23 protein-coding genes are annotated in these 21,449 nt (G+C 53.0%); 2 read left to right on the top strand and 21 right to left on the bottom strand.

All coding sequences use genetic code 11. The features are described 5' to 3' along the window. On the top strand, positions 1–142 hold a 142-nt coding region (locus QZF50_RS01425), incomplete at its 5' end, for a YhfL family protein (protein ID WP_096985081.1). 106 nt (positions 143–248) lie between these two features. On the opposite strand, the gene QZF50_RS01420 is transcribed toward QZF50_RS01425, so the two are convergent. From QZF50_RS01420 to hofM, 20 genes are all read right to left on the bottom strand, one after another. Continuing rightward, positions 249–1,334 carry an aminotransferase class I/II-fold pyridoxal phosphate-dependent enzyme gene (locus QZF50_RS01420; protein ID WP_000847144.1) on the bottom strand — a complete coding sequence of 362 codons (1,086 nt, stop codon included), beginning with the start codon at positions 1,332–1,334 and terminating at the stop codon, positions 249–251. An 11-nt stretch (positions 1,335–1,345) separates the two neighbouring features. Continuing rightward, complete coding sequence (locus tag QZF50_RS01415; protein WP_000366862.1) at positions 1,346–2,650, bottom strand: YhfT family protein; 1,305 nt, start codon at positions 2,648–2,650, stop codon at positions 1,346–1,348. 11 nt (positions 2,651–2,661) lie between these two features. Then, positions 2,662–3,015: a DUF2620 domain-containing protein gene (locus QZF50_RS01410; RefSeq protein WP_001297518.1), complete on the bottom strand. Its 354-nt coding sequence runs from the start codon at positions 3,013–3,015 to the stop codon at positions 2,662–2,664. Positions 3,016–3,025: 10 nt separating this feature from the next. Continuing rightward, positions 3,026–3,904 (bottom strand): phosphotriesterase-related protein, encoded by an 879-nt coding sequence (locus tag QZF50_RS01405; protein ID WP_000007011.1) that lies wholly within the window; start codon positions 3,902–3,904, stop codon positions 3,026–3,028. Next, positions 3,901–5,127: a phosphopentomutase gene (locus QZF50_RS01400; RefSeq protein WP_000090635.1), complete on the bottom strand. Its 1,227-nt coding sequence runs from the start codon at positions 5,125–5,127 to the stop codon at positions 3,901–3,903. Before QZF50_RS01400 ends, QZF50_RS01405 begins: the two co-directional genes overlap by 4 nt. Then, positions 5,127–6,290, bottom strand: a complete 1,164-nt coding sequence (locus QZF50_RS01395) for a YhfX family PLP-dependent enzyme (protein ID WP_001748948.1) — start codon at positions 6,288–6,290, stop codon at positions 5,127–5,129. Before QZF50_RS01395 ends, QZF50_RS01400 begins: the two co-directional genes overlap by 1 nt. An 83-nt stretch (positions 6,291–6,373) precedes the next feature. Then, positions 6,374–6,736 carry a PRD domain protein gene (locus tag QZF50_RS01390; RefSeq protein ID WP_001295165.1) on the bottom strand — a complete coding sequence of 121 codons (363 nt, stop codon included), beginning with the start codon at positions 6,734–6,736 and terminating at the stop codon, positions 6,374–6,376. 16 nt (positions 6,737–6,752) lie between these two features. Next, on the bottom strand, positions 6,753–7,658 hold the full coding sequence (gene yhfZ, locus QZF50_RS01385; protein ID WP_001254820.1) for a GntR family transcriptional regulator YhfZ: 906 nt from the start codon (positions 7,656–7,658) through the stop codon (positions 6,753–6,755). 268 nt (positions 7,659–7,926) lie between these two features. Then, a complete protein-coding gene (trpS, locus tag QZF50_RS01380) occupies positions 7,927–8,931 on the bottom strand; it encodes a tryptophan--tRNA ligase (RefSeq protein WP_001472409.1) in 1,005 nt (334 codons plus the stop codon). Then, on the bottom strand, positions 8,924–9,682 hold the full coding sequence (gene gph, locus QZF50_RS01375) for a phosphoglycolate phosphatase (protein WP_001031720.1): 759 nt from the start codon (positions 9,680–9,682) through the stop codon (positions 8,924–8,926). Before gph ends, trpS begins: the two co-directional genes overlap by 8 nt. Beyond that, entirely contained in the window at positions 9,675–10,352 is a 678-nt protein-coding gene (gene rpe, locus QZF50_RS01370; protein ID WP_000816280.1) for a ribulose-phosphate 3-epimerase, read from the bottom strand. Before rpe ends, gph begins: the two co-directional genes overlap by 8 nt. Positions 10,353–10,369: 17 nt before the next feature. Then, on the bottom strand, positions 10,370–11,206 hold the full coding sequence (gene dam / locus QZF50_RS01365; protein ID WP_000742143.1) for an adenine-specific DNA-methyltransferase: 837 nt from the start codon (positions 11,204–11,206) through the stop codon (positions 10,370–10,372). Positions 11,207–11,312: 106 nt separating this feature from the next. Further along, the gene (damX, locus tag QZF50_RS01360) at positions 11,313–12,599 is read right to left on the bottom strand and encodes a cell division protein DamX (protein WP_000343203.1); all 1,287 of its coding nucleotides are present in this window, start codon (positions 12,597–12,599) and stop codon (positions 11,313–11,315) included. A gap of 91 nt (positions 12,600–12,690) precedes the next feature. Next, a complete protein-coding gene (gene aroB / locus QZF50_RS01355; RefSeq protein WP_000439846.1) occupies positions 12,691–13,779 on the bottom strand; it encodes a 3-dehydroquinate synthase in 1,089 nt (362 codons plus the stop codon). Between the two features lie 56 nt (positions 13,780–13,835). After that, on the bottom strand, positions 13,836–14,357 hold the full coding sequence (aroK, locus tag QZF50_RS01350; protein WP_000818618.1) for a shikimate kinase AroK: 522 nt from the start codon (positions 14,355–14,357) through the stop codon (positions 13,836–13,838). A gap of 400 nt (positions 14,358–14,757) precedes the next feature. Continuing rightward, entirely contained in the window at positions 14,758–15,996 is a 1,239-nt protein-coding gene (hofQ, locus tag QZF50_RS01345; RefSeq protein WP_290388810.1) for a DNA uptake porin HofQ, read from the bottom strand. Continuing rightward, positions 15,908–16,312: a DNA utilization protein HofP gene (gene hofP, locus QZF50_RS01340; RefSeq protein ID WP_001264141.1), complete on the bottom strand. Its 405-nt coding sequence runs from the start codon at positions 16,310–16,312 to the stop codon at positions 15,908–15,910. The genes hofQ and hofP overlap by 89 nt, the downstream gene beginning before the upstream one ends. After that, positions 16,302–16,742, bottom strand: coding sequence for a DNA utilization protein HofO (gene hofO, locus QZF50_RS01335; protein ID WP_001055763.1), 441 nt, complete (start codon positions 16,740–16,742; stop codon positions 16,302–16,304). Before hofO ends, hofP begins: the two co-directional genes overlap by 11 nt. Further along, the gene (gene hofN, locus QZF50_RS01330; protein ID WP_001069315.1) at positions 16,726–17,265 is read right to left on the bottom strand and encodes a DNA utilization protein HofN; all 540 of its coding nucleotides are present in this window, start codon (positions 17,263–17,265) and stop codon (positions 16,726–16,728) included. Before hofN ends, hofO begins: the two co-directional genes overlap by 17 nt. Continuing rightward, positions 17,265–18,044 carry a DNA utilization protein HofM gene (gene hofM / locus QZF50_RS01325; RefSeq protein WP_001315880.1) on the bottom strand — a complete coding sequence of 260 codons (780 nt, stop codon included), beginning with the start codon at positions 18,042–18,044 and terminating at the stop codon, positions 17,265–17,267. The genes hofN and hofM overlap by 1 nt, the downstream gene beginning before the upstream one ends. A gap of 119 nt (positions 18,045–18,163) precedes the next feature. Here hofM and mrcA point away from each other — a divergent pair, with 119 nt between their 5' ends. Beyond that, a complete protein-coding gene (gene mrcA, locus QZF50_RS01320; protein WP_001367029.1) occupies positions 18,164–20,716 on the top strand; it encodes a peptidoglycan glycosyltransferase/peptidoglycan DD-transpeptidase MrcA in 2,553 nt (850 codons plus the stop codon). A 167-nt stretch (positions 20,717–20,883) separates the two neighbouring features. Here the strand turns inward: mrcA and nudE are convergent, their stop codons facing one another. Continuing rightward, entirely contained in the window at positions 20,884–21,444 is a 561-nt protein-coding gene (gene nudE, locus QZF50_RS01315) for an ADP compounds hydrolase NudE (RefSeq protein ID WP_000045744.1), read from the bottom strand. Between the last annotated feature and the right edge of the window lie 5 nt (positions 21,445–21,449).

Below are 21,449 nucleotides of genomic sequence, written 5' to 3'. Positions count from 1 at the left end.
GGTAGGTGCAGTACTGGCTACGTTAACTGCATGTACTGGTCATATTGAAAACCGTGATAAGAACTGCTCTTACGACTACCTGCTGCACCCGGCAATTTCTATTTCTAAAATCATTGGCGGTTGCGGTCCTACTGCACAGTAAGTCTCTGACAGAAATCGGCTAACACCGGTTTAATTGCCCGACGCCCTCTGGATTTTCCGAGGGCGTATTTGTTTCTGCATTCTTTTCGAAAACATCATTCACAAGATTAAATACTGGCAATACTCTCACGCAAAATCCGCAGCACCGTCTCTTCACCGCTGCGATTCGGGTTAATGCGAATCGCACAATGTTCTGATTGTGGATTCGCCTGGCGAAACGTTCCGGAAAGGCGATAAAAGAGCGGCGGGATTTCATATTTCGACTCTGCACCCACCGGGTAAGGCAAGGCACCGCGCTTTTGCGCCTCTTCCAGCACTCTGGCGGCAATCGGCTGATGAAACTCGACAATCAACACCTTCGACTGCGCATTAGCAATCACCGCGCTTTTCACTTCCGGCACCGCACCACCGTTAAGCAAAGCCAGCAACCGTTCAGATACCCCTGCCTGCACCGCGTGCATCACTGGCGCAAACACCAGACCACGCAATACTTCCAGCGCCTGTGCGCCCTGGATCTGGCTACCGCCGGAGTAAAGCGTGGCGCGAATACGGTTGATAACATCAGCATCGCCGACCACTGCACCAACACCCTCTGGCCCAAATAGCTTGAAGCAGGAAAATGTCGAGACATTCGCGCCGCATTCACAGCCGATTCGCGCCACCTTCATCACCGCATAGTTGTCATCGGTTAACGCTGGAACACCTGCCGCGCGCAACGTTGCCAGCACATCTGCCAGCACGTAGCTGTCCTGCGGCTGCTGGCGCGTATGCTGCACCAGCGCCGCATCCGGTTGTTGCTCGTCGACGACCTGCTTCAGTGCCGACAGGTCATTGAAATCAACAGTAATAAGCGTCAGCCCCATCTGCTCAATAATAACCCGTGTCGTCGGGTAAACAGGCGCGTCATGCACCAGAAGACGCTGCCCCGGTTTGAGCAAAGCCGCCAGCCCGGCGCGAATCGCGCCAGTCCCCGCGCCCTGCACCAGCGCCGCAGCCTGTGCGTGAAATGCATCAGCCAGCACCTGTTCCACACGCTGGGTAACGCGCGGTTGATTCAGTCCTGGCGTTAAGCCTAAATCACCGCCAGTAAGAAACTCGCTGCCGGGGAAATGGCGACAAATGCTATCCACCAGCGCAAACTGCTTTTGCTGCGCCTCAATAATCGTCAGGCTTTGCAGAGGAAACGTCTTCATAGGTGCCTTCCTTAAGCCGGAACGAACAGGCCAAGCCAGTAAAGAACATTCAGCAGAATACCGGTGATCATTACTGCCACGACCGGTGCCGCCATTTTCTGTACCGGACGGCCCAGGGATTCGTTGAGGAAGTAAATGGCAACCGCGATAGAGAATCCGGTATAACCCGCCATCTTAATTGCTGCGAAAATCGAACCGACCAGCAGCGCCACTTCCATCAGCATATTCATGGCGTTACGGATGTTATCCGACGCATTACGCACCGACGGATAGCGCCCCAGCCATTTGCCGATCGAACGAAGCAATAAAACTTCTGCCGAAATAACCACTGCACCTAATACCGCTGCAACCATCGGATTCGGCGAGAGATAGCCCACCGCATAAACAAAGGTAAAGCCCGCAACTGCATACACACCCGTTGCTAACGCGGTGGTGGCAATCAACGGCACAAACCCCAGTCCGCGCATAAATTCTGCCAGAGCCGCCTGATTAATCAGCGTTTGCGATTGTTCCGGCGTTACGCCTGCGGAATATGCTTTCTCCAGAGTGAAGATCGACACTTCACTGCCGGCGAAAATCTTCATGCTGGCAACGGCGGCAATCAATGCTCCCACGATGGCGATATAGGGTAAGTTTTTGATAATCCGCGACGTGCGTTCTTCAAACACCGAAAGCCCGCTGGCATCAATATCATTTTCATCACGATGACGCAGGTCGTGAGTTATCGCGATCCCCAGCAGCATCACCATGCCAATAAAGATTTCGATGGATTCAGGGTTAAGATGTGGGAAATAGCGCACGACTACCACACGGGTCATCAGTACCACCACGGCGGCGATCAGACTTTGCTTCCAGCCAAACTGGTAGAAAATCGCCACCAGCGGGAACAGTGCAAAAGCTGAAACCACCGGCGAGCTTAATTCCCCCAGGCTACCTAATACATCCACCGGCAGCGCGGTCAGCAGCTGGTTTACTGGCAACAGGCAAGTAAGGATCAACACGCCCCAGATAGCGCCAAGACCAAACGCCATCAGGCTGTTTATCGCCAGGACGCCGAGGATATCGGTAGGAAGAAAGAGTAACCATGCGTTGAGCAGCCCGGTTTTCAGGGTAAAAGAGATCCCCACCGAGGCCACAAAACCAATGCTCAGACCAAAAGCGATACTCCCCGCCTCGCGACGGTTCATATAGCCTTCAATCAGTTGCGGCAGGATCGGGCGGATGCCGTCATGAAAAACAGCCGCCGAGCGATGCGCCAGAAGCGATGTCATACCCGTCAGGCACGCCACCACGATAATCTGAATATACAGATCCATAGTCGTGCCTTTTATTTCAGATGGTTAATCAACATCGGAATCGCGTGTTCGACGTGCTCAACGGAAAGGCCAAACGCCACTTTTCCTTCGGCGATCATTTTGGCGATATGCTCGTCTTTCGCTTTAATGCCTGGTTTGGCAATGGTGCAACTTTTGTTATAGCCAATCACCGCGATGGCAATCGACAATGCCGCGCCCGCACCGGTATTACACGCGCCGATGTAATAATCCAGTTGCCCGGATTTCACTTTCATTGCCGCTTCCATGTCGTTGTGAATGAAAACTTCAAAACTGCCAGGAGCCGTCGCTTCAATGGTTTTTTTAATCTGCTCACGCTGTAAGCCTGCAACGCCAATCTTTTTCATGAGTCTGTCCTTATTGGAAAAATTGAGAGGGAGTTTCACGTAACATCACATCCACATCGGCCTGACTGAATCCTGACTGGCGCAATTGCGGAATAAAGGTGGTCAATAAATAGTCATAGCCATAACCACCATTGGCTTTTAAATGGGAGCGGCGCGTAATATCCATCGACAGCATGACGCGGTTCAGCAACCCACGGTCACGTAGCGCATGAAGCATCGCAATACGCTTTTCGTCCGGGTAGTAACTGTTCTTACCAATGGTGTCGAACTGCACGTACGCGCCGAGATCGATCATCTTCAAAATGTTGTCGAGGTTGTCTTTCAGATCGCAGTGACCAACGGTGACGCGCGAAAGATCAACCCCGTGGGCTTGTAGCAACGCCAGTTGCTCCAGCCCCATCGTGCTGAACGACGTATGCGTGGAGATCGGGCGTCCGGTCTGGTTATGCGCCAGCGCAGCGGCAATAAATACCTTCTCTTCCAGCGGCGTAATCTTTCCTTCGCTGGTGCCGATCTCCGCGATGATCCCGGCTTTCAGCTCCGTGCCATCGATACCCTGTTCAATTTCATCGACCATCTCCTGCGCCAGTTCCTGCACGCTGCGGGTCGCCACATGTTCCGGGAAAAACGCGTCCTGGTAATAACCGGTACAGGCCACCACGTTGATCCCCGTCTCGCGCATTACATCAAGCATAAATTGCGCATTGCGCCCCATGTAACGGTTGGTCATCTCAATCACATTACGCACGCCCCGGGTCATCAGGTCGTTCATCTCCTGGCAAATGAACGCATACTGATCAAGGCGGCAGTCCACGTTGTTTTTAAAGCCGGAGAGATCAATATGCAGATGCTCATGGGCGAGGGTGTAACCCGTCGGATCAAAACTCATAGGGTGTCTCCTGCAAACCGGAGGGAGGAAAGAAAAGAGCGACCATTTTGTGGCGGTGGCGCACGGAAAAATTCACACACGGTAGCCCCCACATCAGAAAGCGTGGTGCGAACACCTAGCTGAGTAGCAGCCAGGCCTTGCTGATAAACCAGCACTGGCACCACTTCGCGGGTATGGTGGCTGTGACCAATGGTCGGATCGTTACCGTGATCCGCCATGACGATCAGGCAGTCATCTGGCTGCATCGCCTCAACAAGCCGGGCAAGGTTACGGTCAACGACCTGCAAACGTTCGGCATAACGTGCGACGTCTTCTGCATGACCAGCGAGGTCGGTTTCCTGGATATTGGTGCAAATAAACGCCGTCGGATGCGTGTTAAATTCGTCGAGGGTGATATCCATAATCCGCTGGCTATCCACCAGGTTTTGCCAGCTCACGCCATAAGGATTGCTGACGATATCTGCCACCTTACCCACCAGCACGGTTGGCACGCCCGCCTCATACAGTTTTTGCGGCACCTGCACTTTTTCATCAACACCGTAGCCCATATGCACGACCTGGAAACCGTTGTCATAAGCGCCAGAACGCGGCGCATTAATACCAATAAAGCGCCCTTCTTTGCTTTCTGCGGCATCGAGAATACGCTGACTGTTGGTTAACAGGCCGCCAAATGTAATGACCCGACCGACCTGTACCTGCTCACGCACGATACGACCAATTTTGATTGCGTCGTCAAAAGAGATCACAGAGAGATTGGCGGTGATGTTATAGACCTGGCCTAAATCCGCCTCGAGATTATCGCCAATCGCAACCGCCTGATTGACCCACAGAAATTGCAGATCATCGCCACGGCGCTCCACCTGCCAACCGGCGGATACTAATGCCTGCTCAACACGGTCAATCACATCGCGAAAAGGCATCCGCAGCGGCGGTAACGGGCGCGTGCCTAAAATTTCCTGATGCCCCATAAAGGTATCGCCACCTTCATGTTGCAGCTCTGCCACGCCCCAGGTTGCGGAGTCTGACGGCTGCATATCGCCTGGCGCATAACCCAATGTGTTGATTAGCCCCAGCTTCTCCAGCGTTGGTAGCTGCAAATGCGGCAACTGGCTCAGGATGTGACCACAGGTATTCGCCCCGGCATCCTGCGGGCGCACCAGCGTGACATCTTTCATTGCCCCTACGCCAAAGCTATCAATCACTAACACCACAAATCGCGCCATTACGCCCCCAGAGAGTTTCCAAGACTGTCATAACGACCGACGATTTCCGGTTCGCCACGATGAATACCAGACACCAGCACCACATCACTGCGGGTGACAAAAATCTGCGTGCGAAAACAGAGCACTACTGCACTGCTTACCGGAAACTCGCCTGCCAGCGGCAGGGTGTAGTCGATACTGCTGTCATCCACAGTTTTGAGATTGGTTTCAGTAATCTTTTGATTTTCTGGCGTAAACACCAGCGCATGTTGCGCGTGACCACGACGGTAGTAACCGCCGCCGTAGCAGTAGCTGTCGCCACGGAAAAAATGGGAGATTTCACTTAACCAGAGCATCGCGATACGTTCAGGCTGATCGCCCTGCTGGTTTGCCGGAATAGTGCCCGTCAGCGCATGACCGGGTTCGGCATGAGTCACACCGTATTGCGCCAGCAATGGCAGCGAAGTGCAGCTGGTCGCTGAAGGCGCGTTCAGTTGCTCAATCGCAATACCAGATTTCGCCAGTTGATCCCGTGCTTGTACCAGCGTGTGAAGATTCGGTGTCGGCAAAACTTTCCCGGCAGCCTCATCCCAAAGCAGGCAAGGGAAATGGGTTAGTCCCGCCAAATGCAGCCCCGGCAGTTTCTTAATTTCAGCAACCACCTCGTGCAGCGAATGCTGTACAAAACCGCTCTCCTGCCCCGGATAAAGAAAATCATCGTCGCTATAAACTTTGAGCAGCACAAACTGCACACGTCCGGCCTTCACCGCTGCCGCAGAAACTTCCCGCGCTTTGTCGAGAGTAAACACGGTGATGACGTCGGTGCCCTGTTCAACGGCGTCAGCAACCTGATGACAAGGGATTTGTACCAGATGCCCCTGATGCGCCACCGACAAACCAGCGCGGCGCATGACTCGCGCCTCTTTGTAATCCACCGCCACAATGCCGCTGTAACCTAATGCCAGCAATTTTTCCGCCAGCCATGGGTTACGGCCAAACTGCTTGGTCATCAGATACAGTTCAATGCCGTAAAGCCGCGCCGTCTCAATCAGTCGCTTACCGTTTTCCAGTACCTGATCCACGTCGATCACCCAGCTGTCCGGGGCGATCTTGCCCTGCTGCCACAAACTTAGTGCGGCGGAAATCAGCGCCGGGTTCTGGCGTTTCAATGCTTCTACAAACATCTTGTTGCCTCGTTTCTGTTCCTTGAATTAAATATTCATTTTTTTGAATATTTAGGTTGTGCGACGTGGATTTGTCGGGAGCTTCAAACCTCTTCGTTAGCAGCCATCCATAATCCATAAAGGTTGGCCAGCAAATAGCCTTCTTCACACGGGTTAACTTCCAGTGCGAATTCCTTCAACAACACCTGATGCAATTGCACAACGGCTTGCCAGTGGCTGGATTGCGCCAGCTCTGCCAGCAATTCGTTATCCAGCGGCTCTATTTCTTCACCACGGCGACTGCGCATCAGTGCACTCGCCATATGTGTCATCGCCATCGTTCCTTGCTCACTGCGCACCGGCAGATGGCACTCTGTTTCCAGTACGTTGACGACCTGCATCATGCCTTTGCAGATGTCCTTATCAATAACGCCTGCCTCGCAAAGCAGGTTGAGTCTGGTTTCCATATCAGATGCCTTTCGTTTAATAACTCGGTTCCTGTTCCCCACTCACTACCCGTTGTTGATGGGCGAGCAGGGCGTGTTTATCTACAACGGCACGCAGCAGTTGTTGCATTGGGTAATCATCGACTCGCGTCAGGACCACGGCTTCGGTGGCCTGTAAAAATCGCGGATCGTCTGTGAGCGGCGTCGCCTCTAATCCCAGCATGGTCAGTTCGTTTTCCGCCACCACGTTCCAGATCACCGCATCGACATCGCCTTTAACAATGCGTTGTAAACTCTCGTGATAAGAGAGATCGACTCGTTCCACATCACTACCGCCAAAAAAAACATCGGTCATGATTTTCTGATCCGCCGAACGGTTATCCAGCCCCACGCGCTTCACGTTTGCGGACTCGCCTTTACGGCAAATCAACTGGTGCTCGCCAACGTAGGTGTGCGGCCCCAACTCCAGCGCGAGGCATAACCCTTTTTGCGTGAGATAACTTTCCGCCGCCAGTCGGGAAACCACCGCCATGTCATACACGCCGTTAAGTAAACACTCCACGCGAATATCCGCGCCGCGCATATGCGCATAGTAAAAAGGAATGCCATCAAACTGAGCTTTCAGCCCGCTCGCTAAACCTTCGTACAAGCGGGTATAGGGCAAAGGCATCGCACATACCACGTTGTTGATATCCACATGACTCAGCAATGCTTTGTTATCCATCTCGACCAGATAACTGCCATTGCGCCCACGGCGTTCAATCCGTATCGCTCCGCTTGATTCCAGCGTTTTCAACGCGGCCTGCGTCAGGCCAACCGATGAACGGCATTCAGTTGCCAGCTCATCTATGGTTTTCAACCTATTACCGCATTTTTCACCCAACAAATAACGGGCCAGCGTCGTGATAACGACGCCTTCTTTTTTGATAAACGTTCGACGCATAATATATTTTCAATAAAATGAATGTTTATATCCTCATTAAAATGAAGATAAGTGGCAACTGTGAGATGTGGAAACGGCGAGGCGCTTCACATTTTTTCGGATTATTGCAAATGAGGATAAAAAAACCGGGTTTCCCCGGTTTCAGAGTGATGACGAAGTGATTTATTCGACAATGCGAGCAAAGGGTAATTCCCACTGGCGCTTGCCTGCTCCCCTCACCCTAACCCTCTCCCCAAAGGGGCGAGGGGACCGTCCGAGCGTTTTGATATTACGGCTTCGCCACAAAACCAATCGCTTCGTACACCGCTTTCAGCGTACGGGAAGCGTGTACACTGGCTTTTTCTGCGCCATCTTTCATCACCTGTTGCAGGAAGGCTTCATCGTTGCGGAAACGGTGATAGCGTTCCTGCAATTCAGTCAGCATACCGGAAACGGCATCAGCCACTTCACCTTTCAGATGACCATACATCTTGCCTTCGAACTGTTTTTCCAGTTCCGGGATGCTCTGGCCCGTTACCGCAGAAAGGATATCCAACAGGTTGGAAACGCCCGCTTTGTTCTGCACATCGTAGCGAACTACCGGCGGCTCGTCGGAGTCAGTGACCGCGCGTTTGATTTTCTTCACTACCGATTTCGGGTCTTCCAGCAGGCCGATAACGTTATTGCGGTTATCGTCAGACTTGGACATCTTCTTGGTCGGCTCCAGCAGCGACATTACGCGCGCGCCAGATTTCGGAATAAACGGCTCCGGCACCTTAAAGATATCGCCATACAGCGCGTTGAAACGCTGAGCGATATCGCGGCTCAGTTCCAGGTGCTGTTTCTGGTCTTCCCCCACCGGCACCAGGTTGGTTTGATACAGCAGAATGTCCGCAGCCATCAGCACCGGATAGTCAAACAGACCAGCGTTGATGTTCTCGGCATAACGCGCAGATTTATCTTTAAACTGCGTCATGCGGCTCAGTTCGCCGAAGTAGGTATAGCAGTTCAGTGCCCAGCCTAACTGCGCATGTTCTGGTACGTGGGACTGAACAAAAATGGTGCTTTTCTCAGGATCGATACCACAAGCCAGATACAAGGCCAGCGTATCCAGCGTCGCTTTACGCAGCTTCTGTGCATCCTGGCGCACGGTGATCGCGTGTTGGTCAACGATACAGTAAATGCAATGGTAGTCATCCTGCATGTTTACCCACTGACGCAGCGCACCCATGTAGTTACCAATGGTCAATTCACCTGAGGGCTGTGCGCCACTAAAAACGATGGGCTTAGTCATTTTTCGATTCCTGATTTTCGCTATGCGGAAGCCCTAATGCGGGCAGAAGGTCATTTATAGACTGATAAATTACATCAGGCTGGCTGAGATCGATAGCCTCGCCGTAGTTATATCCGTAGGTTAAGCCAACGGATGGGCAACCTGCCGCTTTTGCCGCCTGAATATCATTGCGTGAGTCGCCAACAAACAGCATCTGTTGTGGAGCAATTCCCATCCGCTCAGCCACCAGTAACAGCGGGTCCGGATGCGGTTTTTTGTTTTGCACATCATCGCCGCCGATAACCACGCTAAAGTATTTGGCAATATCTAAGGCTTCGAGCAGTGGTGCAACGAACGGCGTCGGTTTGTTGGTGACCAGGCCTAGCGGCAGGCCTTTAGCCTGCAACGCGCCCAACGTATCGGCAACGTGCGGGAACAAAAACGTCCCCTCTTCGGCAACCTCGCCATAGTAGCGATCGAACAGTTTACGCAGAATACGTACCTGTTCTTCTGCCGGAATGTCGTCATCAACGGGCGGTTTGCCCATTGTTTTACGCAGGGTCGCACGTTCCTGACGCGCCCAGGTCAATGCGCGCTCCATCAGAACATCTGCGCCGTTACCAATCCAGGTAATAACGCGTTCTTCACCTGCGACGGGCAACTCCAGCGCATACAGCGCCATATCTACCGCAGCAGCAAGACCAGGAGCACTGTCAACCAGCGTACCATCAAGATCAAAAGCGACGCCGCGAATATCTTCAAACTTATTCATGACTTACCTTTGCCAGTTCACTGCGCATTTCATCAATGACTTTTTTGTAGTCTGGCTGGTCGAAGATTGCCGAACCGGCAACGAACATATCCGCGCCCGCTGCAGCGATTTCGCCAATGTTGTTCACCTTCACGCCACCGTCCACTTCCAGACGAATGTCAAAGCCAGACTCGTCGATACGGCGACGTACTTCGCGCAGTTTATCCAGTGTTTGAGGAATGAAAGACTGACCGCCGAAACCAGGGTTGACGGACATCAGCAGGATCACATCCAGCTTATCCATCACGTAATCCAGATAGCTCAGCGGTGTCGCCGGGTTAAATACCAGACCCGCTTTACAGCCATTTTCTTTAATCAGTTGCAGCGTGCGGTCAACATGCTCGGAGGCTTCTGGATGAAAGGTAATGATGCTGGCACCAGCGGCAGCGAAATCAGGCACAATGCGATCGACGGGTTTCACCATCAGATGTACGTCGATAGGGGCGGTAATGCCGTAGTTACGCAAGGATTTCAGCACCATTGGTCCAATCGTCAGATTGGGAACATAGTGGTTATCCATGACGTCAAAATGCACGACATCAGCGCCAGCTGCCAGGGCTTTTGCGGTATCTTCACCCAGGCGGGCAAAATCAGCCGACAGAATTGAGGGGGCAATCAAATACTGTTTCATCCGCTTCTCCTTGAGAATTATTTTTTCGCGGGTGAAACGACTCCTGGTTTGTACAAAGCCAGCAGTTCGTCCACCTTTTTACGTGTGCCGCCGTTGCTGCTTATACTGCGTCGAACTTTGACGACATGCAATTTTGCGCGCTGATACCACTCACGCGTTAACATCGTATCGTGATTGGAGATCAGCACTGGAATATGGCGCTCAACCAGACCTTCGGCGATCTCCGCCAGATGCGCTTGTTGTTCAAGCGTAAAACTGTTTGTGTGATACGCCGTAAAGTTGGCGGTCGCAGACAGCGGTGCATAAGGCGGATCGCAATAGACGACGGATGCATCATCTGCGCGCGCCATGCTATCGGCGTAAGACTCACAATAGAAAAAGGCATTCTGCGCTTTTTCAGCGAAGTGATACAACTCTGCTTCCGGGAAATAGGGTTTTTTGTAGCGGCCAAACGGCACGTTAAACTCACCGCGCAGATTGTAACGACACAGGCCGTTGTAACCGTAGCGGTTCAAATATAAAAACAGTACCGCCCGACGGAACGGATCCTGGCTTTTGTTGAACTCTTCGCGGAACTGATAGTAAACCTCGGCGCAATTTGTTTCGGGAACAAACAGCTCGCGTGCGGCCTGTACGTACTCATCAGTACGCATTTTCACAATGTTATAGAGACTGATCAGGTCGCTATTGATATCGGCAAGGATATAACGAGAAAAGTCGGTGTTGAGAAACACCGACCCGGCACCTACAAAAGGCTCAACCAGACATTCGCCCTTGGGCAAATGCCGTTTAATATCATCAAGCAGGGGATACTTGCCCCCTGCCCACTTCAAAAAAGCGCGATTTTTCTTCATGCTGACTAACTAATTACACCTTCTCCGGCTGTGGAGAAAGCTCCGACAGCATCCAGCGCTTCAGGCAACTCCCGCAACGATAACCCATTGCGGGAGATAACCTTGATTACTTCAGATCGGCCTGTACCTGACGCAGCGGTTTCGCCCACGGGTTTTTGGCCTGAACATCTGCTGGCAATGTAGATACCGCTTTTTTCGCCTCTTCTTTCGAAGCGTACACGCCAGAAACCAGGACATACCACGGCTGACCATTACGCGTCGTTTCATAGACAACGTAGTTTTTCAGATTCTCTTTCTTCGCCCAACCGTTCAGGTTGTCGTAGTTAGAGGAACTGCTCAGCTGCAGAGTGTAATGGCTGGACGGTGCCGATTTCAACGAACCAACATTACCTGCGGTCTTCCCTCCAGCGGCTGGTGTTGCCGTGGTTTGCGCCGGGGATGCCGTCTGTACTGGAGCCGTAGTCGCCGTCTCTTTTGGTGCTGGCGCAGAAGTCGCAGCCGGTGCCTTCGTGCTCGCCACAGGAGCAGCTGGTTCAGTACGCTTCGGCGTCTGTGCTACCGACTTCGGTTCCGTTTTCACGGTTGCTTGCGGTTTTTTCGGTTCAATCACCGCCTGCTGACGAGCTGGACGCGTAGTGGCCGGACGTTCAGCAGTTTGCGTTTTCGCCGTTTCACGGGATGCATTGCCATTGCGTACTGGCGCGACAGTTGCTGGTTCAGTCGGCAATGTAGAATTGACCGCCACATTGTTCAACTGTTGCTGATTTTGTGGCTGGGTCAGCGCATTGTTCAGGTCACCCTGCACTTCAACACGTTGTTGACCATCCGTTGCCGCCGGGGTTTGCCCTTGAGTCGGCGTAGAAGAGATCGGTGGCAGAGAAACATCCTGCTGAGTATTTTCCGCAGACGTGGTTCCCGGCGCTGGCTGCACCCCATTCGCCTGATCGGTCGCATTGCCTGCAAGATCAATACTCTTCTCGCCAGACGCGGTTTGATCGCTGGAAGAGGTCGAGGGGGCTTTTAGCGCAGAACCGATACCGATGATCAACAGCAGTAGAACCAGAATGCCGACGCCCATCATCATATACTGACGAGAAGCGGGTTTACTGGCTGCTTTTTTGCGCTTACGCGGACGACGCTCTACGCGCTCTTCATCCACGGTTTCATCTTCGGATTCGTCAATTTCTTCTTCGATTTCCGGTTCCTCATTGCGCTCTTTTTGCGCACGAGTCGGACGGCGATCGTCAGTGTCATCAAGTTCAATATCATCAAAATTGATCTGCGGTTCGCCACGTTCAGTACGCTCAGAACGTTCAGAAGATTGACGAGAACGACCAGTACGACGATCGCTGGGATCGGGTTTCAGCTCGTCTTCTGGTTTGAATTCATCCATTTAACACCCCACTAAAAGGTTAATGCTTACCACGTTGCAATTAACCTGAAGCTAATAGACCGCTTGATAAGCGGCCTGACCTTTCTTGTTGTTACGCTGATTGACAATCGGCAATGGCGTTAAGAACAAGCTCGTGCGAAACGCCGCTGCGAACTTCACTCTTACCAATTGCCAACGGAAGAATTAAGCGTATCTCTCCCGCAAGGACTTTCTTGTCACGCAGCATATGCGGTAAATACGCCTGCGCGGACATTTCGCGCGGCCCATTGACCGGTAACCCAGCCCGCTTGAGCAGGGTTATAATACGCTGCGTTTCGGCAGAACTAAACTGCCCGAGACGTTCCGACGTCCGCGCCGCCATCACCATACCCGCAGCGACCGCTTCACCATGTAACCAATTGCCATACCCCATTTCAGCTTCAATGGCATGACCAAAGGTGTGTCCCAGATTCAGTAAAGCACGTAACCCGGTTTCGCGCTCGTCGGCGGCGACAACTTCTGCCTTCAGTTCACAACAACGGCGAATACAGTACGCCATTGCCGGACCGTCCAGACGCAACAACGCATCCAGATTCTCTTCCAGCCAGTTAAAAAACGCACCGTCAAGAATAATGCCGTATTTGATGACTTCTGCCAGCCCCGACGCTAACTCACGCGGGGGAAGCGTTTTCAGACAGTCGAGATCCACCACCACTGAAGCAGGCTGGTAGAACGCGCCAATCATGTTTTTACCGAGGGGATGGTTGACCGCAGTTTTGCCGCCAACGGAGGAATCGACCTGCGACAGTAACGTCGTCGGGACTTGAATGAAACGAACACCGCGCTGATAACTCGCCGCCGCGAAGCCGGTCAGATCGCCCACTACGCCGCCGCCAAGCGCCACCAGCGTAGTATCGCGACCATGCGGCTTTTGTAACAACGCCGTAAAGACGGTATCGAGTACAGCCAGGCTTTTATACTGCTCGCCGTCAGGGAGGATAACGCTATCGACGTTAACACCCGCCTGTTCAAGTACGCCGCGGACCTTATCGAGATACAGAGGAGCCAGGGTTTCGTTGGTGACCAACATGACCTGCTCGCCCGATTTCAGCGGTAAGAATGAAGCTGGTTCATTAAACAAACCAGATGCGATGGTAATTGGGTAACTACGTTCCCCGAGAGTAACGACAATCCTCTCCATAACGCGACATCCACCTTAATTACTGTACCCGCAGACGAGTGTATATAAAGCCAGAATTAGTTGCTTTCCAGCATGTGAATAATCTGGTTTGCAACCACTTTAGCGCTTTGATCATCAGTACGAATGGTCACGTCGGCAATCTCTTCATACAGCGGATTGCGTTCATTGGCCAACGCTTCCAGAACTTCACGCGGCGGTGTTTCAACGTGCAGCAACGGGCGTTTTTTATCACGCTGCGTGCGTGCAAGTTGCTTTTCGATAGTCGTTTCAAGATAAACGACAACGCCACGAGCGGAAAGACGGTTACGCGTTTCACGGGATTTCACAGAGCCGCCGCCAGTAGCCAGCACAATACCCTGTTTCTCGGTCAACTCATTGATGACCTTTTCTTCGCGATCGCGGAAGCCTTCTTCGCCTTCTAAATCGAAAACCCAGCCCACATCAGCTCCGGTTCGTTTCTCAATCTCTTGATCGGAATCGTAAAATTCCATATTGAGTTGTTGAGCTAACTGGCGCCCAATAGTGCTTTTTCCGGCACCCATAGGCCCAACCAGAAAGATATTGCGTTTCTCTGCCATTTTTTCGGTACTACTAAGACTATTCGTTAATGATAAACCCGCTTCGCTCAGAGAGCGCCGCAGGACATGAACTGAAACCTCATAAGATATTGCGAGAGTCAGACTGAAAATTATCTCAATACTCCAGCGGGTTTGGCAACTGAATAAATCACCCATCCCTCTGCATATCTGGTCGCTGCAAGCGCGCTGCCTTGCTACCACCGCTCTGGCGATAAATCACCGGGTAAGATTAGCGTAAAAAAGACAGCAAAATGCCGCCTGAATGATAAATCATCATCATGGAACGCAGGCAGCGAAGAGCACCAACTCTCAAATCGGTACTCCTTGTATGCTAAATACCTGCGCGCGTCAAATAGATGAAACACGTTCAGCATAAAAACATTACCGCTTTTACGGCTGTTTACTCACTGGAAACCAGTCGTGGCGTGATAAACACCACTAACTCGCGTCGTTCATCTTCTTTTCCGTCATGACGAAATAATTGCCCGAACCAGGGAATGTCGCCAAGCAACGGTACGCTATCCTGACCCGATTTATTTTTACGGGTAAAAATGCCGCCCAGCGCCAACGTTTCTCCGCTTTTGACCTCGACCTGCGTTTCGATCTCCTGCTTATCAATCGCCAGCACTTCGCCATCGGCCTGCTGTAGCACCTGCCCTGGAACGTTCTGGCTGATGTGTAATTTCAGCCGGATGCGACCTTTTTGTAACACCGTGGGCGTGACCTCCATCCCCAGGACGGCCTCTTTAAATTCCACCGACGTCGCGCCACTTTCCCCGCTGGAAACCTGATATGGAATTTCGCTCCCCTGTTTAATGCTGGCAGGCTGAAGATGTGAGGCCAGCAGACGCGGACTGGCGATAATATCCAGCTGCTGTTTTTGTTCGAGCGCGGAAAGCTCAAGATCCAGCAAGCGTCCGTTGATGCGCCCAATGTTAAAACCGACATGCGTTGTCGCCGTCGCTACGGAGAGGTCGCTACCAAGCGTGGTGACTTGCCCAACGCCACCAGCGTGTTGCGCATCGGCCAGCGTCCATTTCACGCCTAACTCACGCAAACTTTTTTCATTAATGGTGACAATATGCGCCGACAGCTCAACCTGCCCGACCGGCAGATCCATTTGCGCTACCCACTGTTCAAGCGCGCTTAACGCCGTTTTGGTATCTCGTAGCAAAAGACGATTGGTGCGTTTATCGACGGTCATACTCCCTTTGGCACTCAGTAGCTTCTCCCCCGCTTTCGCCAGTTCTCCCGCGTCGGCGTATTGCAGGGTTATACTGCGATTTTCCAGCGGCAGATTTGCCTGCGCCCGCGCCTGCTCCGCCTCCTGGCGGGCGATATTGTTATTCTGCCAGGCAATGGAATGCACTGAGAGAATGTTGCCTTCCTGCCGCGTTATCAGTCCGGCGCTTTTCACTACAGTTTGTAGTGCCTGCTTCCAGGGAACATCTGTTAGATGTAACGACACCGTACCGCTGACGTCTGGCGACACGACCAGGTTCAACTTCTCCTGTTCAGCCAGCGCCTGCAACACCTGAGCTACCGGAACGTCATCCACCATCAGCGTCACTTTTTGCGGCTTTGCCGCCTGTACGCCGGGTATCAGCATCAACAGTAGTGCGGCTATCCATTGCTTCATTTGTATCTCCTTGCCGTTGCCACAACCATTGTGGCGGTTCGCAGTTTGTCCCGGTACCCAGCGTTAGTACGTCTGGCGTCAGCTGTAAAATTGTCCAGCCGTTTTCCAGCACATCGTTTTGCTGCACCCGTCGCCATTTCTTTTGCCCGTCTTTTATTACACCGATGATGCGCTCGCCTCGCCCTACCATCCCCTGATAGCGCCACTGGCTAAGTTCGCTAATCCGGCATAGATCTTCCGGCGGTTTAAAAGGGTCACGCATACCGGTTAAAAGGCACAATGCAATACCTGCCAACAACCAGCGTTTAACCCTCATGCGGCGTCTCCAGTTGTAGCGTGAACAAAAGATCATCACCTTCCACGCTTAACGAAAAACGGCTCACGCTGACGTTGCGCTCTGCCAGCCGTGTAAATGCCGACGGCACTGCTTCCCACAGCGTTTTCAACGCCAACTCGCCTCCCTGCGCGGATGGATGCCAGGAAACCAGTTGCGCGCCGGATAACTGAAAATCCAGTGGCGAAAAGGGCAGCGTTTTTTCCTCGCTGAAGGGAGTGGTGTCTACCAGGCGATACAGTGCGGCCCACTGCTGGTGATGACTTGCCCGTAGTCGAATTAATGCGTCGCGCTCTTCATGGTGTGTCGATGATAGAAAAATGAGCGTAACTAACATCAGCAACCAGACTGCCCAGCAAAGCTGGCGGAGGCGGGGTGATGTGGCGAACCACCAGTCAAAGAACATGTTCATCGCTAACCTTCCTTGTTAACTGATACTCAAATTGCCAGCGTCCCTGCGCATCCTGCTGCGTGGCTCCCCGCTGATTGAGATGAAAAGACGCATCCTGGCGGAGTGACGTTTCTAGTGCGTTTAACGCGGTAATGCTTGTTGTCAGCCCCTTGATCTCCAGCGTTCCCTGCTGCCAGCTTATCGTTGTCAGCCAGGCGTGCTCGGGTAAAAGCGCCGCCAGTGCTTCCAGCGCAGATTGCCAGTCGCGGGTAAATTGTCGCTGGCGCTGCCGTTGCGAACGCTGTTCGCGTAACTGCTGTTGCTCCAGCAAACGTGGCTTCGTTATCTGTAAGCTGCGGGCGAGTTGTTGTTCCGCCTGAAGCAAAACTGCGTCTATGCGCGCTTCGGCGCTGCCTGTCAGACGCAGTATTAGCGTTATCCCGACGGCCAGCAGCAGAGGCGCAACGAACATCAGCAACCAGAAACGCAGAAAAGCGGTCCGGCGTTGCTGTCGCCAGGGCAAAAAATTAATTGGCGGGTTCATCAGTACGCCTTCCCAAGCGCCAGCCCCAGCGCGATGGCAAAGTCTCCACCTGGCGGCGGTAGCGGCGGCTGACGAACAGAAACGGCCTCCCAGGGATCAAATCCCCCTTCGCCACATATCGCGACGCTTTCGGGATCAACGGATAACGCTGCCGCCAGCTCCTTCGCGCTAGTCATCCCCACCGCCAGTTTGCGCCCCCAGCGACAGCGTGTCGCCCACAGCCACTGTTCGTTATCACGCCAGGCCAGACATTGCTGATGAGAAGGTAAAAAAGGCAGGAATTGCTGTAATGCACTGGCATCCGGGGTGATCGCGCTCACATGAACACGCAACCTTTCTGCCAGAGTAAGTAGCGTTGCCAGCTCTTTGCTTTGCGCGGCAGTCACGTTATAGGCGGGGCTGAGTGAGTCTTCGCTGTAATCGAAGCGCAGGGAGTCCGGATCCATATCCAGCTCGCGGGCCATCGTCCCTGACAGCCAGGCCGTTTGCTCCCGCTCACCAAGGGACATCGACGGGCGCGGAAATGACCGCTGTAATGTGCGACTGGCGGGAAACGCCAACATAATGTGATGACGCTGCGGCAGTTCGCGACTCCACGGTAACAACGTTTTAGCCAGCTGCTGCGCATCAACAATCCGCCCATCTTTGATAATGTCGTTCTCCAGCGGCAACCGCCACCAGCGTTGCAAAAAGCATTCTTTTGCTCCCCGCACGATCGCAACCGCTACCGCTTCTTGCTGTTGTAAATGCAAACCAATTTGCCAGATCTTAAATGCCATTGTGATGATCTCCTTATCACCCGTCACTCTGACGGGTATATCAATGCGTCTGGCTTGCCTTTATACTACCGCGCGTTTGTTTATAAACTGCCCAAATGAAACTAAATGGGAAATTTCCAGTGAAGTTCGTAAAGTATTTTTTGATCCTTGCAGTCTGTTGCATTCTGCTGGGAGCAGGCTCGATTTATGGCCTATACCGCTACATCGAGCCACAACTGCCGGATGTGGCGACATTAAAAGATGTTCGCCTGCAAATTCCGATGCAGATTTACAGCGCCGATGGCGAGCTGATTGCTCAATACGGTGAGAAACGTCGTATTCCGGTTACGTTGGATCAAATCCCACCGGAGATGGTGAAAGCCTTTATCGCGACGGAAGACAGCCGCTTCTACGAGCATCACGGCGTTGACCCGGTGGGGATCTTCCGTGCGGCAAGTGTGGCGCTGTTCTCCGGCCACGCGTCACAAGGGGCGAGTACCATTACCCAGCAGCTGGCGAGAAATTTCTTCCTCAGTCCAGAACGCACGCTGATGCGTAAGATTAAGGAAGTCTTCCTCGCGATTCGCATTGAACAGTTGCTGACGAAAGACGAGATCCTCGAGCTTTATCTGAACAAGATTTACCTCGGTTACCGCGCCTATGGTGTCGGTGCTGCGGCACAAGTCTATTTCGGTAAAACGGTCGACCAACTGACGCTGAACGAAATGGCTGTGATCGCCGGGCTGCCGAAAGCGCCTTCCACCTTTAATCCGCTCTACTCAATGGATCGTGCCGTCGCGCGGCGTAACGTCGTACTGTCGCGGATGCTGGATGAAGGGTATATCACCCAACAACAGTTCGATCAGACACGCACTGAGGCGATTAACGCTAACTATCACGCGCCGGAGATTGCTTTCTCTGCGCCGTACCTGAGCGAAATGGTGCGCCAGGAGATGTATAACCGTTATGGCGAAAGTGCCTATGAAGACGGTTATCGCATTTACACCACCATCACCCGCAAAGTGCAGCAGGCCGCACAGCAGGCGGTACGTAATAACGTGCTGGACTACGACATGCGCCACGGCTATCGCGGCCCGGCAAATGTGCTGTGGAAAGTGGGCGAGTCGGCGTGGGATAACAACAAGATTACCGATACGCTGAAGGCGCTGCCAACCTATGGTCCGCTGCTGCCTGCCGCAGTCACCAGCGCCAATCCTCAGCAAGCGACGGCGATGCTGGCGGACGGGTCGACCGTCGCATTGAGTATGGAAGGCGTTCGCTGGGCGCGTCCTTACCGTTCGGATACTCAGCAAGGACCGACGCCGCGTAAAGTGACCGATGTTCTGCAAACGGGTCAGCAAATCTGGGTTCGTCAGGTTGGCGATGCATGGTGGCTGGCACAAGTGCCGGAAGTGAACTCGGCGCTGGTGTCGATCAATCCGCAAAACGGTGCCGTTATGGCGCTGGTCGGTGGCTTTGATTTCAATCAGAGCAAGTTTAACCGCGCCACCCAGGCACTGCGTCAGGTGGGTTCCAACATCAAACCGTTCCTCTACACCGCGGCGATGGATAAAGGTCTGACGCTGGCAAGTATGTTGAACGATGTGCCAATTTCTCGCTGGGATGCAGGTGCCGGTTCTGACTGGCAGCCGAAGAACTCACCACCGCAGTATGCTGGTCCAATTCGCTTACGTCAGGGGCTGGGTCAGTCGAAAAACGTGGTGATGGTACGCGCAATGCGGGCGATGGGCGTCGACTACGCTGCAGAATATCTGCAACGCTTCGGCTTCCCGGCGCAAAACATTGTCCACACCGAATCGCTGGCGCTGGGTTCAGCGTCCTTCACCCCAATGCAGGTGGCGCGCGGCTACGCGGTCATGGCGAACGGTGGCTTCCTGGTGGACCCGTGGTTTATCAGCAAAATTGAAAACGATCAGGGCGGCGTGATTTTCGAAGCGAAACCGAAAGTAGCCTGCCCGGAATGCGATATTCCAGTGATTTACGGTGATACGCAGAAATCGAACGTGCTGGAAAATAACGATGTTGAAGATGTCGCTATCTCCCGCGAGCAGCAGAATGTTTCTGTACCAATGCCGCAGCTGGAGCAGGCAAATCAGGCGTTAGTGGCGAAGACTGGCGCGCAGGAGTACGCACCGCACGTCATCAACACTCCGCTGGCATTCCTGATTAAGAGTGCTTTGAACACCAATATCTTTGGTGAGCCAGGCTGGCAGGGTACCGGCTGGCGTGCAGGTCGTGATTTGCAGCGTCGCGATATCGGCGGGAAAACCGGTACCACTAACAGTTCGAAAGATGCGTGGTTCTCGGGTTACGGTCCGGGCGTTGTGACCTCGGTCTGGATTGGCTTTGATGATCACCGTCGTAATCTCGGTCATACAACGGCTTCCGGAGCGATTAAAGATCAGATATCAGGTTACGAAGGCGGTGCCAAGAGCGCCCAGCCTGCATGGGACGCTTATATGAAAGCCGTTCTTGAAGGTGTGCCGGAGCAGCCGCTGACGCCGCCGCCAGGTATTGTGACGGTGAAAATCGATCGCAGCACCGGGCAGTTAGCTAATGGTGGCAACAGCCGCGAAGAGTATTTCATCGAAGGTACGCAGCCGACACAACAAGCGGTGCACGAGGTGGGTACGACCATTATCGATAATGGCGAAGCACAGGAATTGTTCTGATTAAAAAGGCGCTTCGGCGCCTTTTTCAGTTTGCTGACAAAGTGCACTTTGTTTATACCGGATACGGCGTGAACACTTTACCCGTCTAGCAACATCTAGAAAAATCAATATATTGCAGAAACTTCGTAAGCCTGATAAGCATTATGCATCAGGCGAACTTTACGCATTTACACTCGCCCCTGCCCTTTCAACCATTCACGCACGAGGAACAGCGCGCTGACATTACGCGCTTCGTTGAAGTCAGGGTCTTCCAGCAAATCCATCATATGCGCCAGCGGCCAGCGCACCTGTGGTAGCGGCTCTGGCTCATCGCCTTCCAGCGATTCCGGGTAGAGATCTTGCGCTACCACGATATTCATTTTGCTGGAAAAATAAGACGGTGCCATGCTGAGCTTCTTCAAAAAAGTCAGATCGTTCGCACCAAATCCAACCTCTTCTTTTAGCTCGCGGTTAGCGGCTTCGTAGACGCTTTCACCCGGATCAATTAAACCTTTCGAAAAACCTAATTCGTAGGATTCAGTTCCCACTGCGTATTCGCGGATCAGGATCAGGTGATCGTCCACAATCGGCACAATCATCACTGCTTCCCGGTTGGTTGGACGCATTCGTTCATAAACACGCCGCACGCCATTGCTGAACTCCAGATCCACGCTCTCGACGGTAAACAGTCGGGAACGGGCTACAGTTTCAACATTCAGAATGGTGGGTTTTTGTAATGATTTGCTCATCGTGG

Source organism: uncultured Escherichia sp., assembly GCF_948475835.1.
Taxonomy (GTDB): domain Bacteria; phylum Pseudomonadota; class Gammaproteobacteria; order Enterobacterales; family Enterobacteriaceae; genus ECMA0423.
The sequence above is the reverse complement of the archived record's forward strand: the minus strand, read 5'-3'. Positions and strand labels throughout refer to the sequence as shown.